This is a genomic window from Zymomonas mobilis subsp. pomaceae ATCC 29192 (assembly GCF_000218875.1).
In the GTDB taxonomy this organism is placed as follows: domain Bacteria; phylum Pseudomonadota; class Alphaproteobacteria; order Sphingomonadales; family Sphingomonadaceae; genus Zymomonas; species Zymomonas pomaceae.
This window is the reverse complement of record NC_015716.1, coordinates 1-13,639: the sequence shown is the minus strand read 5'-3', so window position 1 is coordinate 13,639 and position 13,639 is coordinate 1. Positions and strand designations below refer to the sequence as shown.

The following is a 13,639-nucleotide window of genomic DNA, read 5'->3' as shown; positions in this document are numbered from 1 at the left end:
TATGCAGCAATGCTCTCGTCTTGAAACAGCTATCTCTTGGTTAGCACTCCAGTTGTTTTTTTGAAATGAGATATGGTTTCATGCATTGTCATGGAATGGAACACAATGACGGGCGGAGCGTCTGTTGAAGAGGCGCTGTCGCTGATGGTCGCAGGCGTGCGGACGGTCAAGGAAAAGATGCGCCCCCTGTTCGGTCAGACGCGTGTTGAGGTCTCGGCGGAGCATTATTTAGAAAGTCTTTTGGACAATTTGCCGCGCAAGACAGGTTGGCAACGTGCAGAAGCGGCTGGTGATGGAGGTCCTTGGCGCCAGCAGGCCTTACTGGGCCGGACGCGGTGGGATGCAGAGGGTCTGCGCGACATTGTCCGCGATCATGTTCAGGAAACCTTGGGCGCTGAGGAGGCTGTCCTCGTGATTGATGAGACCGGCTTCCTCAAGAAGGGTAAGGCTTCCTGCGGCGTGGGACGCCAGTCAGGCAAGGTCACGAACTGTCAGATTGGTGTGTTTGCAGCCTATATCTCTCCGCAGGGTCATGCTTTTGTGGATCGCGCCCTGTACTTCCCAAAACCTGGACATCGGATCTGTCACGGTTGTCTACAGCCTCTGTCCCAGCAGACGTGACATTTGTGACTAAACCCTCTCTAGCCCGACAGATGATCGAGCGCAGTCTTCGTGCGGGTCTTCCTTTTGAATGGGTTGCTGCCGATAGTGTTTATGGCGTGGGAGAGATCGAGATGGGGCTTCGGCATGCTGGAAAGGGCTACGTCTTGGGCATGGCAGGCAGTCACTGGTTCAATTCATGGGGACTGGAAGAGAGACCCATCGCGGGAGAAGCCCGTGACATCGCCCAGAATGCTCCAGAAAAAGCCTGGGTATCCCTGTCGGCCGGACATGGAATAAAAAGGCGAGCGGCAATATGACTGGCTGTGGTGTCCGCTCGCAAAACTCAACGGAGCAGACTATACGGCGGATGATAGCAGACCATGGATTCAGGGACTGCTCGTGCGTCGAAATCCAACTGATGGGAATCTCGCCTATTTCACTGTCTGGTGCCCTGCTGGAACAACGCTTGAAAAGCTCGTTCAGGTCGAGGAAACGCGCTGGCGGATCGAAGAAGGTTTCAGAACGGCCAAAAATGAATTCGGCCTCGATCACAATGAAACCCGCTCATGGCATGGCTGGCATCGTCACGTATCCCTCGTCATGATGGCCTATGCTCTGATGACCGGTGTAAGGGCACAAGCAAATGCCAGAACACCAAAAAAAAAGATTATAAAACGTTTATAAAGCCTGATCCGATGGTCCATTCAGGAAATCAGGCGCCTTATCGTCAGATTGACACAGAGACAAATTTCCCTCGACTATATCCTCCATTGGTCACGCTTTCGAAGGACTCATCAAGCAACCGCCTATGCATCTCATCTCAAAAAACAACTGTAGTGCTAAGGTAATCTATTTCTATGCAAGGAACGAAAAAAGAACAAATTTTTGGTGCGTAAAAATGAAAAAAATCTCATGAGCCCGTTTCCAGTATGAATGAGAGGCTTAAAGATAGTTTCCTTCCGCCCTCATGTCAGCCATACAGCTGCCCAGATCGTTTTCTGCATAGCCGACATGACCAGCGCAAACCTCTGTTGCTACTTGGAAGCTGTGAGCGGACCGGCCGGATCTGGGACGAAAACTGTCGATAACGGACGCTCACCGGGCCGTGTGCAGGTCATGCAAACCCGTTTTATGCGCCAACTTTCCGGCTGACCGCTTCTGTCTTTAATCGTCACAGCGCGCACAGGCGGCATCGGTGGACCGTGGGTAAGCTACAGTGCTTCGGCTCAGGTGCCCGGACATCGAAGACAGTGACGCAATAGCCCGAATACAAGGAGCGATACGCCCAAAACCAGCGCGATCTTATCAGAACTCTGAAATTGCTCGGAATTCCCGCCTTGTAGAAATCCGTAAATTTCCATAGAAATCTCAAAAGGGATGATTTTGGGAACGTGATTCGCATGGCAGCTGACATCATGACCATTGATGAAGTCGCCGACTATCTTAGAATCAACAGGAAAACCGCTTACCGCCTTGCGGCCGACAGCAAGCTGCCCGGCTTCAGGGTTGGCGGCACGTGGCGGTTTCGGCGCGTGGATATTGAGGACTGGATCGAGCGTGAAGCCAGTTCGCAGAAGGACAAAAAGAGATGACCGGCCAAGAACAACGCGCAGCGCTACAACGGAAAATCTGGGACATCGCGAACGATGTGCGCGGCTCGGTCGATGGCTGGGACTTCAAACAGTATGTCCTTGGCACGCTCTTCTATAGGTTCATCAGCGAGAATTTCGCTGCCTATATCGAGGCCGGTGAAGAGAGTATCGACTATGCGGCTCTATCCGATGACGTCATCACTGATGACATTAAGGACGATGCCATCAAGACCAAGGGCTATTTCATCTATCCCAGTCAACTGTTCGCCAATGTGGTGGACAACGCCAACACGAATGACAGCCTGAACACCGATCTGGCGCAGATCTTTGCGGCTATTGAATCCTCGGCCAATGGCTATCCGTCTGAGCTGGATATTAGGGGCCTGTTCGCCGATTTCGACACGACCAGCACGCGCCTCGGCAATACCGTCACGGAAAAGAATAGCCGATTATCCAAGGTGCTTAAGCGCGTTGCGGAACTGGATTTCGGAGACTTTGACAACAGCCAGATTGACCTGTTCGGCGATGCCTATGAATTCCTGATCTCTAACTATGCCGCCAATGCGGGCAAGTCTGGCGGCGAGTTTTTTACCCCGCAACATGTTTCAAAGCTCATCGCGCAGCTCGCCATGCACGGGCAAGAAAAGGTCAACAAGATTTACGACCCAGCCTGCGGCTCCGGCTCGCTGCTGCTGCAAGCCAAGAAGCAGTTCGATGAACACATCATTGAAGAGGGTTTCTTCGGGCAGGAGATCAATCACACGACCTATAACCTCGCCCGCATGAACATGTTCCTGCACAACATTAATTATGACAAGTTCAATATACAACGCGGCGATACGCTCACCCAGCCGCATTTCCAGGACGACAAGCCTTTTGACGCCATCGTCTCCAACCCGCCCTATTCGGTGAAGTGGATCGGCTCGGACGATCCGACCCTGATCAACGATGACCGCTTTGCTCCGGCGGGAGTGCTGGCACCCAAGTCAAAGGCCGATTTCGCCTTTGTGCTGCATGCACTCAGCTATCTGTCGGCCAAGGGCCGTGCGGCGATCGTCTGCTTTCCCGGCATTTTCTATCGCAACGGGGCGGAGAAAAAGATCCGGCAATATCTCGTCGATAACAACTATGTCGAGACGGTGATCGCACTAGCCTCCAACCTTTTCTACGGCACGACTATCGCGGTGACGATCCTGGTCCTGGCCAAGAACAAGACCGACACGGCCATCCAATTCATCGACGCCAGCGGCGAAGAGTTTTTCAAGAAGGCCACCAACACCAATCTGATGACGGACGATCACATCGCGCGGGTGATGAAGATTTTTGATCGCAAGGAAGACGTCGATCATGTTGCCGCCTCGGTGCCGTATGAGATCATCGTGAATCGCGGCTATAACCTCTCGGTCAGCTCCTATGTCGAGCCGCGCGACACGCGCGAGGTGATCGACATCGATATCCTCAATGAAAAAATTAACACGACAGTTGAGCGGATCAATCGGCTCCGCGCCGACATTGACGCCATCATTGCGGAGATCGAGGCATGAGCGCGGCGGGGTTTCTGGAGAAGCTGCTGGATGGGGCTGATGTGGTGTGGGTGCCTTTGGGAGATGAAAGTTTTTTCAAGATTGCCAATACCGCGCGCAGGCCGGTCAAAGCCTCTTTGCGCGCAGCTGGAGAAATTCCCTACTACGGCGCGAACAACATTCAGGACTACGTCGACGGCCATACGCATGACGGCGAATACGTCCTGATCGCTGAGGATGGTTCAGCAAGTCTCGAAAGCTATTCGATCCAATATGTTCGGGGTAAATTCTGGGCCAACAACCATGTTCACGTTGTGAGGGGAGCCGACGGAGTCGATACGCGGTTTTTATTTCACTATTTGACGACGGCCAACTTCCTCCCGTTCCTATCGAGCAAAGGGCGGGCAAAGCTGACAAAGGGAAATTTGGTTCAAGTCACGGTCCCCATTCCATGCCCGGATGATCCGGTAAAGTCGATGGCGATACAGGGGGAGATTGTTCGGATACTGGACACCTTCACCGAGCTTACTGCCGAGCTTACTGCCGAGCTTACCCAGCGCAAAAAGCAATACAACCACTACCGCAACCAACTCCTGACCTTTGATGAGGGTGAGGTTGAGTGGAAGACGCTGGGAGAAGTGAGTCTGAAATCATACTCCGGCGCTACGCCCACGGCGGGTAGCCCAAAATACTATGATGGCGGGTCAATTCCTTGGCTAAGAACTCAAGAGGTTATTTTTGGTGATATCCATGACACGGGGGTAAAAATTACTCAGGCTGCGGTGGATGAAACGGCCGCCAAATGGGTGCCGGAGAACTGCGTTATTATCGCCATATCGGGAGCGACAGCTGGCCGTTCGGGAATAAACAAAATTCCACTCACCACAAACCAGCACTGCTGCTGTTTGGAAATTGACCCGAAGCAAGCGAATTACCGTTATGTTTTCCATTGGGTAAGCCGGAACTACGAAAACTTGAAGGAGATGGGACAAGGCGCGCGTGGCGATCTGAATTCGGGGCTCATAAAGGGCTTCAAAATTCCCATCCCGTACCCCAACGATCCAGCGAAGTCTATTGAAGAACAAGCCCGCATCGTCGCCATTCTCGACACATTCGACACGCTGACGACTTCGATCAGCGAAGGCCTGCCCCGCGAAATCGAGTTGCGCGAAAAGCAATATGCTTATTACCGTGATCAGTTGCTGAGCTTTCCCAAGCCTGACGCAGAGGCTGCCTAAATGGGACAGACGCTGACCGAAATCGCTGAAACGCTGCGGGATGCCGACAAGAAGGTGCAGCTGATTTATGCGTTTAACGCCTCCGGCAAGACGCGCCTGTCACGGGCGTTCAAGAACCTTATCGCACCTAAGAGTCAGGATAACGACGAAACGCTGGATGAGGCCATTCTGCCCCGTGAAAAAATCCTCTATTATAACGCTTTTACCGAAGACCTCTTTTATTGGGATAATGACCTCTTAAGCGATGGCGAGCCCAAGCTGATCATTCAACCAAACACATTTACCGACTGGATTATAGGTGAGCAGGGCAAGGACAACGACGTCATTGCCAACTTCCAACACTATACCAACAAAAACCTGACACCTGTCTTTCTGGAAAAAGACGGGCCAAGAGTAGGCGAAAAGACCTATCCATCGGTCTCTTTCTCGTTAGCAACGGGCGATGATGAAGCTACGACGGGCATCAAGATTTCAAAGGGTGAGGAAAGCAACTTCATCTGGAGCGTCTTTTTCACGCTTATAGAAGAAGTGGTTACGGTACTGAGCGCTGCTGAGGCTGAGGATCGAAGCACCAACAAATTCGATAAACTCGAATATGTTTTCATTGATGACCCGGTGAGCTCTCTTGACGATAACCATCTCATAGAGCTGGCGCAAACTCTGGCGACGTTGATCAAGTCTGCGCCTCAAGACGGCCCCAAATTTATCATCACGACCCACAATCCGCTATTTTTCAACGTCCTCTTCAACGCTTTCAAGAAGGGGTTGAAGTATCAGTTGTCTCAGAACGAGGACGGTACTTTTTCACTGGACCGTTGGAACACCGATAGCCCATTTTCCTATCATCTGCATTTGATTGAGAAATTGAAAACCGCATCTGAAAATGATGGGTTTGAGAAATACCACTACAACCTTCTCCGAAATATTCTGGAAAAGACAGCGACCTTCATGGGGTACGAGGATTGGGCAGACCTGTTGCCTCATACTGCGGATGGGACCAGCGACGCCTATTTGAAGCGAGTTGTAGATATCTCGAGCCATTCAAAGCACGCTGGAGACGAACAACCTCAGCTTTCAAAAGATGACAAGCGAGTCTTGGGATATCTCCTAGGTGAGACAGCCAACAAAAAGTACGAGTTCGCTGCGCGATATCGGATGATTGTCGAGGAAACGCCTGATGACTGAGCAGATGACGCCGATCGCCGAGACAAATCGCTTTATCGTTCTCGATAAATATGTGCGCGCTTGGGAGGCGGCTGACAGCTATCAGTCTGAGACCGACCTAGAGCGCGAGCTTGTTCAGGATCTGCACGATCAAGGCTATGAGTATCTGCCTGACCTGAAATCAACCAACGCCATGCTGGCAAATGTTCGCGTTCAGCTGCAAGCCCTCAATGATGTTCAATTTACAGATAAGGAATGGGCGCGCTTCGTTGAGACCTATCTTGATCGACCCAGCGACAGTGCCACTGACAAGACCCGCAAGATTCACGACGACTACATTTTTGACTTCGTCTTCGATGATGGTCGTATCCAGAACATCTATCTGGCTGATAAGGTCAATGTCTGTCGCAACAAGATTCAGGTCATCAAGCAGTTCGAGCAAGCGGGCACTCATACGAACCGCTACGATGTGACCATTCTGGTGAATGGGCTGCCGCTAGTGCAAGTCGAGCTTAAAAAGCGCGGCGTCGCCATTCGGGAAGCGTTCAACCAGATCCACCGCTACAGCAAAGAGAGCTTCAACTCGGACAATTCGCTCTTTAAGTACCTCCAGATCTTCGTAATCTCGAACGGCACGGATACGCGCTACTTCGCCAACACGACCAAGCGCGACAAGAACAACTTTGACTTCACGATGAACTGGGCGCAGGCCGATAACAGCCTGATCCGGGACCTGAAGGATTTTACGGCGACCTTCTTCGAGAAGCGCACGTTGTTGAACGTATTGCTGAACTATTCCGTTTTCGACGTCAGCGACACGCTGCTGGTGATGCGTCCCTATCAGATCGCGGCGACTGAGCGAATCTTACGAAAGATCAAAAGCTCGTTCGAAGGCAAGACGCTTAGTAAACCGGAAAGCGGCGGATATATCTGGCACACTACAGGCTCAGGCAAAACGCTGACCAGCTTCAAGGCGGCCCGCCTCGCCACTGAACTCGATTTCATCGACAAGGTCTTTTTCGTGGTCGACCGCAAGGACCTCGATTTCCAAACGATGAAGGAATATCAGCGCTTCTCGCCGGACAGCGTCAATGGATCGGACAGTACAGCCGGGTTGAAGCGGAACCTCTCCAAGGACGACAACAAGATCATCGTCACGACCATCCAAAAGCTCAACAATTTGATGAAGAGCGAGGGCGACCTGCCGGTCTATACCCAGCGCGTCGTCTTTATTTTCGACGAATGCCATCGCAGCCAGTTTGGTGAGGCACAGAAGAACCTCAAGCGGAAGTTCAAACAGTTCTGCCAGTTCGGCTTCACCGGCACGCCGATCTTTCCGGAAAATGCTTCGGGTGCGGAGACGACGGCCAGCGTATTCGGGAGCGAACTTCATTCCTATGTGATCACCGACGCCATCCGCGACGAGAAGGTGCTGAAGTTCAAGGTCGACTACAACGATGTGCGCCCTCAGTTCAAAGCGATCGAAACCGAACAGGACGAAAAGAAGCTGACCGCCGCCGAAAACCGACAAGCTCTTCAGCACCCCGAACGAATCGCCGAGATTTCCCAGTACATTCTCGATAACTTCTGCCGCAAGACGCATCGTCTCTATGGAGACAATAAGGGTTTCAACGCCATGTTCGCGGTGAGCAGCGTTGATGCAGCCAAGCTCTATTATGAAAAGCTGAATGCGTTGCAGGACGGTAGCGACAAGCCGTTGAAGATCGCGACCATTTTTTCATTCGCTGCCAACGAAGAACAGGATGCGATTGGCGACATTCCTGACGAGAGTTTTGAGGTTTCGGCGCTGGACAGCAGCGCCAAGGAATTCCTGAACGCCGCCATCTCGGACTACAACGCCTGTTTCCAAACGAATTTCAGCGTCGATAGCAAAGGCTTCCAGAATTATTACAGGGATCTGGCGAAACGGGTGAAGTCAAAGGAAGTCGACCTGCTCATTGTGGTTGGCATGTTCCTGACCGGCTTCGACGCGCCAACCCTGAACACGCTGTTCGTCGACAAGAATTTGCGTTTTCACGGCCTTATACAAGCCTACTCCCGCACCAACCGCATTTATGATGCGACCAAGTCCTTTGGCAACATCGTTACCTTCCGCGACTTGGAAGAGGCGACCGTCAAGGCGATTACACTCTTTGGCAACGCCAATACCAAGAACGTCGTTCTGGAGAAGAGCTACTCAGAATACATGGAAGGTTTTACGGATCAGGCGACAGGCGAAGCGCGGCGAGGCTTTATCGATGTCGTCCGTGAGCTGGAAGAGCGTTTCCCAGATACCACGGTCATCGAAAAGGAAGCGGACAAGAAGACCTTTGCGAAGCTGTTCGGCGAGTATCTCCGTGTTGAGAATATCCTTCAAAATTATGATGAATTCTCCAGCCTAAGAGAGCTTCAGGAGATCGACGAGAGTGACGCCGAAGCGGTGAGAGCGTTCAAGGAGCGGCATCATTTGAGTGATGATGACGTTGACGACCTCAAGAGCATCGAGATGCCTGCTGACCGAAAGCTCCAGGACTACCGTTCGGCCTACAATGACATTCGGGACTGGCTTCGCCGTGAAAAGGCTAGCGCCGAGCATGTTGAGTCAACGATCGACTGGGATGATGTCGTCTTTGAGGTCGACCTCTTGAAGTCCCAGGAAATAAATCTGGATTACATCCTTGAGCTAATCTTCGAGCACAACAAAAAAACGAAGAGCAAGTCAGAGCTCGTTGGCGAAGTTCGTCGTGTCATTCGTGCCAGTATTGGCAACCGCGCGAAAGAAAACCTCATCGTCGATTTCATCAATCAGACAAACCTTGACGAACTAGGGGACAAGGCCGACGGGGTCATTAAGGCTTTTTTTGCCTTCGCACAAGCCGAACAATGCCGGCAAGCGGAAGAATTGATAACCGATGAAAAATTGAATGCGGAGGCTGCCAAGCGCTACATTGCGACGTCGATCAAGCGCGAATATGCGAGCGAAAACGGCACAGAGTTGAATTCGATCCTTCCAAAAATGAGCCCGCTCAATCCACAATACCTGACAAAAAAAAGAGATGTGTTCCAACGCATCTCTGCGTTCGTTGAAAAATTCAAGGGTGTGGGCGGAAAAATTTAGGCATGTTCACGACCTTGGATAACTGTACCTATTGAGCGCAGTCAACAGGTCTGGAGAACATCAGCCCTCAGAGAGTGAGTTTGGGACTTCGGGCCGTCGCCGCAGTCAACAGCCCACCGCATATAACCCTCGAAAACAATGGAGGAATCCGGCCGCAGCCGGATCGGGAGAACGCTTTCGCAAGGGCACGAACTATACGCCGAAGTAATCGGCTGGCACCCGGCTACGCCATAAACAATGTCGGCCTTCTGGACATCGCAACTGTCAGTCGAATGGCCAGAATAGGCGCATGGCGATCGTAAGCAGCATGCAAGTGAATAGCAGCTTTTTGCCTACCGCGACCGTTAACCGACAGTCTGCTCTCCCCCCTAAGAAGTCATAGATTCCGTCTTAAGCAGAGTGTCGGATGGCTGGCTTCATGACCAAGCAGGGCATCAATCCAGAGTTCTCTTAGGTCTCCGGCCTGATTACGGAGACGGATAGACACAGTGTGCCGGAAGCTATGGAACGTAATGGCAGCCAGAAGGCCGATAGTCGTTTTGAATTTGGAGAAATTCCGGCCAAAGTCAGTGCCACATGGGCCGCTTTTGGGTGTTTTCAGTTCCGAGAACAGGAATTTCTCGCCGTCTTTCCTGAAATCCAGAATGCTCCAGTCCAGCAAGGCACTATGGATGGGCACGTTACGGGTGCTTGCTTCCGTCTTGGGATCTCACTTGTCTTTGGAGTGAGGGCGGATAAGGAAACACGGAATGCCATGAGAACGCACAATATTGAGGTGTTGACGCAACGTGCGGAAATGTTGCGCCCGATTAAGCCGGCCTTATCAGAACGCATTGCTGTTGAAAGTCTCCGCTGCCTCGTTCTGACGGCTGTTGATCTGTCCTATGTCCTCGTGGTATCGAGAACGTGAGGGCTGTGATGCTTGCGTGGGAGCGAGGGAGGCGCATTGGCCAGACGATGGCGGCTCGGGAAAAAGCTGCAGTGGTTTTCCCCAAGCTGGTGGAGGACGAGCCTTAGAGATTACTCGCCCTTTGTGGGGTCTTCCTACAGCAGAAATGACAGGGCCGGAGATAGCCAAGAGAGCCGGGATCTTAGTTGCTTCGCTGATCATTCATTTAAGCCCGCGTCGTAAGGCGCAGAAAAAAGCGCAAAAGGAACGCTAGAAATGACTGACGCCAAAACGACTGTGTCAGATATAATCTCCAAACGCGACCCTCGTGATCTCTACAAGCAAGGCAGCGGACCTACAGACCATTTCCGTCGATCAGACGTGCAGGAAATGCTCGAAGAAGCTTATAAGTTAGGCTGGAACAGCGCTGTTCGGGCGTGTGTGTTGCCGAAGGAGTTACAATGAGCATGAGTGGCAAGCAGCCGATCTTATGATCATGTGATTATTCCATCAGCCTCGATCGCGGCGATGGCCTACCGTTCAAAGTAAAAAAGCCAATGGCGGATTAAAATATGTCCCGTTACATCATAAATATTACCCTAGCGGACGGAACGGATTCCGTCACTCTTACAGACTTTACCTATGAAGCTGCTGAGGTTGTTCAAACAATCAAAAAACCTCAGAGAGTGAGAAGAATTGAGGATACACAAACAGGAAAAGAATAGTTCGGTGAACAAATTGCGCACTTCGTGGTGTCTGCTCGCGGGGCATGACTTCCGGTCACAGGAAATACCGTCCGCGGCGACCGATGCGGCGTGCTATTCAATATTAGGTGAAGGCGGACAATGACGAGTGGCAAGCAGACGACCAGTTTTTGTTTTGAGACTTAATATCCGCTTTCTGAAAAGCCAAACTCTTACCTAAATGCCCGGGGTGAGGGCGTATGCAGTCATTAGATGAAACCTAATTTTTTGCGCTTTAGGGAGTCAACGGGGGAAGCATTCCCCCTTGCTAGATGTCGAATGGGTAGCCATTCGACACTGCGGGCTCCCTTTTAAACCGCTACCTTTTTGAAGGCTGTTTCCGGGTAGCTTATGGCCTTTACTGTCTGCCTGAAAAGTGATCCGATGGGAAGGAAAAGAAGACAAAGGTTTTGAGAAACAAGCTTAATTTTTAGGTAAAATATGGGCAGGAGAAAAAGAAATGAGAGTGCGTAAATATGCATAATATAAAATGAGAGCTACTTGATCAAATAAAGCCGTTCTAAGGCTGTATTTCAAGGCATTTGTAACCTGTCTGCATAAGATCAGAAAATGCATAAAAAGCGGCATCTTTACGTCGGGGGCTTGGGTGGGACTACCACTCCAAATAGGCTGAAATCAATTTCAGCACAATCTTACTAATTCCCCCTATTATCATGAGTTTTGATATTTTTATTTTAGATCACAAATCTGCCTTTAGAATCGTATCTTAGTAATCTTCCTTAACCCCTAAAGTTAAAGGGGATAGGCGCTTCTTAAAGAGGACCAAATATTGCCAGTAACAACCCAGGCTTTAGGGATGCTAGCAAAGCAAAGGAGTCATCCTATCAGCTGGAGATTAAGCCTTTCACGAGAATGTTCGAGGAGGTTAATGACGTGATCGGTCAACAAATTATATCGTTTAATCTCCCAGCGCTGCAGTAACGCAGTAGGCTCTTACAGATACAAAAGGGTGGTAAGAGCCACCCTTTTTTTTGCTTTTTTATCGCTCATTTTGATGCTTTGACAAGCCGTATCAAAACCCAAGTAACGAACTAAAATATTAGGAACTACTATTTTTTTGTTATATCCTTTGCGTTCGGTACCAAGCCCAACCAGCCCCCGCTATATAAGTCGCTTTTCTACGCATTTTTCAGTTCGACGCGGGTAACAAAATGTCGTATAGAATAGCCCTTAAAACGCAAAGTTTTTTAGAAAAATGCCCATTTTTGCTGTTCGCAAATAAACGCATGCTCAACGCACTTTGTAAATAGTAAAAAACGGGCAAAAAAATGCTTATTTTCTCAAAACCTAGACAAATTTTTCGGCTAAAATTTCACGGACTAGAGTTATCGTAGTCTTGCCTTTATCCATAGCTTGAAGTTTCAGCTTTCTATGAATGTCTGCGGGTATATCCAGAGACACACGCTTAGTTTTTTCGGCGCTATCATCTGCAGCAAAATTCCGTTTATCGGGATAGTCGTATACGGATAGGCCGTCCAATGCACTTTCAGCAAAGCGGACACGCTGTGATAGCTGACTATTCAATAGAGGTAGCTGATGACTGGATAGAGCATCGGCAATCAGGTGTTTTTCGCCATGGATCGACACCCATGAATTTCTTATAGTAATTTAGTTCAAAAAATAAGCGAAAAAGCATGTCGTAATTTCTTGTACTCGAATAATCAAGCTAAGTGCGTTTTTCGCTTATTATTAGAGAACACCGATATAATATTGTCCATCATACTGAAGGGTAAACGTTATTCCAATAGATTCAAAAATGTCTGAAACAATATCTTCAATATTTTTAAATACTAATACTGATTCCCATTTTTTTCTTGTTTCCCATAATTTTCTTAATTCAACCCACAGTTTATCAGCAAAAATAAAATATTCTTTTTCAATAAATTTTTGGTGTACATCTTCGATATCAGACCAACTGATATCTTTTTCATTAAAAATATAAGAAGAATCGATATCACCAAATAAGTAAGAAATCATTCTCAATGGTGCAATAATTGCCTCACCAGCCTCTGTTATGAGAGTATTAAGACTTCCATGAATTCGATATGCAAAAATAGCTTGATTTGCTTTTTCATGTGCAGTCTCAATTGCGGTGAGAGTAGTACTTATATGATGAGCTTTTTCTGTATTAATAAAAGATGAAGATATTAAACATGCAGCGTATTCATCCCAACAAATTTCGGCTATTCCTAATGCCATTTTATGTTTATAGTCTTTTATAGAGGCGCCTAATTTAAACTCAGGCAAAAATCTTTTTTCTGCATTCAGTTGGACGTGTGCACATTCATGTGCAATAAGACCCAGAGTAAAATTCATATCTGAAGAATCTTCTTTTTCCTCTATAAGTGGAAAAAGATACTGAGCATTAAAAACAAGATACGTATATGGACGATCATTACGGACAACTGTTACAGCCTTTGCAATTCCTGTTATTCCATCCGTATTCGTATATGATTCAGGAGATAAAATTTTACTACCAAGATCAAGGTCTTTTAAGGCATCACCATAATTTATTGCAATAGTGATACCATAAAGATTTGTAAGGTCGATAAATTTTCCTATTTCTGATACCACACCTATCACTTTCTTTCCCAAAAGATGCGCTTTTTCCTCAGGAATATCTTTAACGATAAATTCAATTGTTTGAATTGTTTGAGATAAAGTTGAAGGCCTATTTTTAATATCTGATTGAGAAGCCATTATTTTTCTTTTCGGAATAATTTAATCTAATATAACTTTAATTATTTA

10 protein-coding genes and 1 pseudogene are annotated in these 13,639 nt (G+C 48.8%); 8 read left to right on the top strand and 3 right to left on the bottom strand.

Annotated features, from left to right (window positions below; translation table 11 throughout):
• Window positions 1-90 precede the first annotated feature (90 nt).
• The 6 genes and pseudogenes from ZYMOP_RS09670 to ZYMOP_RS09035 all read left to right on the top strand — a co-directional run bounded on the left by ZYMOP_RS09670 (window position 91) and on the right by ZYMOP_RS09035 (window position 9,238).
• Window positions 91-1,287: pseudogene (locus tag ZYMOP_RS09670) on the top strand (IS701 family transposase).
• Window positions 1,288-2,003: 716 nt separating this feature from the next.
• Window positions 2,004-2,195 (top strand): helix-turn-helix domain-containing protein, encoded by a 192-nt coding sequence (locus ZYMOP_RS09055; RefSeq protein ID WP_013945637.1) that lies wholly within the window; start codon window positions 2,004-2,006, stop codon window positions 2,193-2,195.
• Window positions 2,192-3,739, top strand: coding sequence for a type I restriction-modification system subunit M (locus ZYMOP_RS09050; RefSeq protein WP_013945636.1), 1,548 nt, complete (start codon window positions 2,192-2,194; stop codon window positions 3,737-3,739). The genes ZYMOP_RS09055 and ZYMOP_RS09050 overlap by 4 nt, the downstream gene beginning before the upstream one ends.
• Entirely contained in the window at window positions 3,736-4,956 is a 1,221-nt protein-coding gene (locus ZYMOP_RS09045; RefSeq protein ID WP_013945635.1) for a restriction endonuclease subunit S, read from the top strand. The genes ZYMOP_RS09050 and ZYMOP_RS09045 overlap by 4 nt, the downstream gene beginning before the upstream one ends.
• On the top strand, window positions 4,957-6,141 hold the full coding sequence (locus ZYMOP_RS09040; protein WP_013945634.1) for an AAA family ATPase: 1,185 nt from the start codon (window positions 4,957-4,959) through the stop codon (window positions 6,139-6,141).
• Window positions 6,134-9,238: a type I restriction endonuclease subunit R gene (locus ZYMOP_RS09035; protein ID WP_013945633.1), complete on the top strand. Its 3,105-nt coding sequence runs from the start codon at window positions 6,134-6,136 to the stop codon at window positions 9,236-9,238. Before ZYMOP_RS09040 ends, ZYMOP_RS09035 begins: the two co-directional genes overlap by 8 nt.
• A gap of 376 nt (window positions 9,239-9,614) precedes the next feature.
• On the opposite strand, the gene ZYMOP_RS09710 is transcribed toward ZYMOP_RS09035, so the two are convergent.
• Complete coding sequence (locus ZYMOP_RS09710) at window positions 9,615-9,899, bottom strand: site-specific integrase (RefSeq protein ID WP_371851890.1); 285 nt, start codon at window positions 9,897-9,899, stop codon at window positions 9,615-9,617.
• On the opposite strand from ZYMOP_RS09710, the gene ZYMOP_RS09610 reads away from it, so the two are divergent.
• Both ZYMOP_RS09610 and ZYMOP_RS09025 read left to right on the top strand, forming a co-directional pair.
• Window positions 9,792-10,148 (top strand): hypothetical protein, encoded by a 357-nt coding sequence (locus tag ZYMOP_RS09610; RefSeq protein WP_371851891.1) that lies wholly within the window; start codon window positions 9,792-9,794, stop codon window positions 10,146-10,148. The two genes, ZYMOP_RS09710 and ZYMOP_RS09610, sit on opposite strands and share 108 nt — an antisense overlap.
• A complete protein-coding gene (locus ZYMOP_RS09025) occupies window positions 10,123-10,401 on the top strand; it encodes a hypothetical protein (protein ID WP_158498544.1) in 279 nt (92 codons plus the stop codon). The genes ZYMOP_RS09610 and ZYMOP_RS09025 overlap by 26 nt, the downstream gene beginning before the upstream one ends.
• Before the next feature lie 1,777 nt (window positions 10,402-12,178).
• Here the strand turns inward: ZYMOP_RS09025 and ZYMOP_RS09015 are convergent.
• The gene (locus tag ZYMOP_RS09015) at window positions 12,179-12,478 is read right to left on the bottom strand and encodes a hypothetical protein (protein WP_013945629.1); all 300 of its coding nucleotides are present in this window, start codon (window positions 12,476-12,478) and stop codon (window positions 12,179-12,181) included.
• A gap of 102 nt (window positions 12,479-12,580) precedes the next feature.
• Window positions 12,581-13,591: a hypothetical protein gene (locus tag ZYMOP_RS09010; RefSeq protein WP_013945628.1), complete on the bottom strand. Its 1,011-nt coding sequence runs from the start codon at window positions 13,589-13,591 to the stop codon at window positions 12,581-12,583.
• Between the last annotated feature and the right edge of the window lie 48 nt (window positions 13,592-13,639).

What these genes read in the sequence shown, in the direction of transcription:
- ZYMOP_RS09055 (WP_013945637.1), top strand. Translation starts at nt 2,004, where the DNA reads ATGGCAGCTGACATCATGACCATTGATGAAGTCGCCGACTATCTTAGA.
- ZYMOP_RS09050 (WP_013945636.1), top strand. Translation starts at nt 2,192, where the DNA reads ATGACCGGCCAAGAACAACGCGCAGCGCTACAACGGAAAATCTGGGAC.
- ZYMOP_RS09045 (WP_013945635.1), top strand. Translation starts at nt 3,736, where the DNA reads ATGAGCGCGGCGGGGTTTCTGGAGAAGCTGCTGGATGGGGCTGATGTG.
- ZYMOP_RS09040 (WP_013945634.1), top strand. Translation starts at nt 4,957, where the DNA reads ATGGGACAGACGCTGACCGAAATCGCTGAAACGCTGCGGGATGCCGAC.
- ZYMOP_RS09035 (WP_013945633.1), top strand. Translation starts at nt 6,134, where the DNA reads ATGACTGAGCAGATGACGCCGATCGCCGAGACAAATCGCTTTATCGTT.
- ZYMOP_RS09025 (WP_158498544.1), top strand. Translation starts at nt 10,123, where the DNA reads ATGTCCTCGTGGTATCGAGAACGTGAGGGCTGTGATGCTTGCGTGGGA.
- ZYMOP_RS09010 (WP_013945628.1), bottom strand. Translation starts at nt 13,591, where the DNA reads ATGGCTTCTCAATCAGATATTAAAAATAGGCCTTCAACTTTATCTCAA.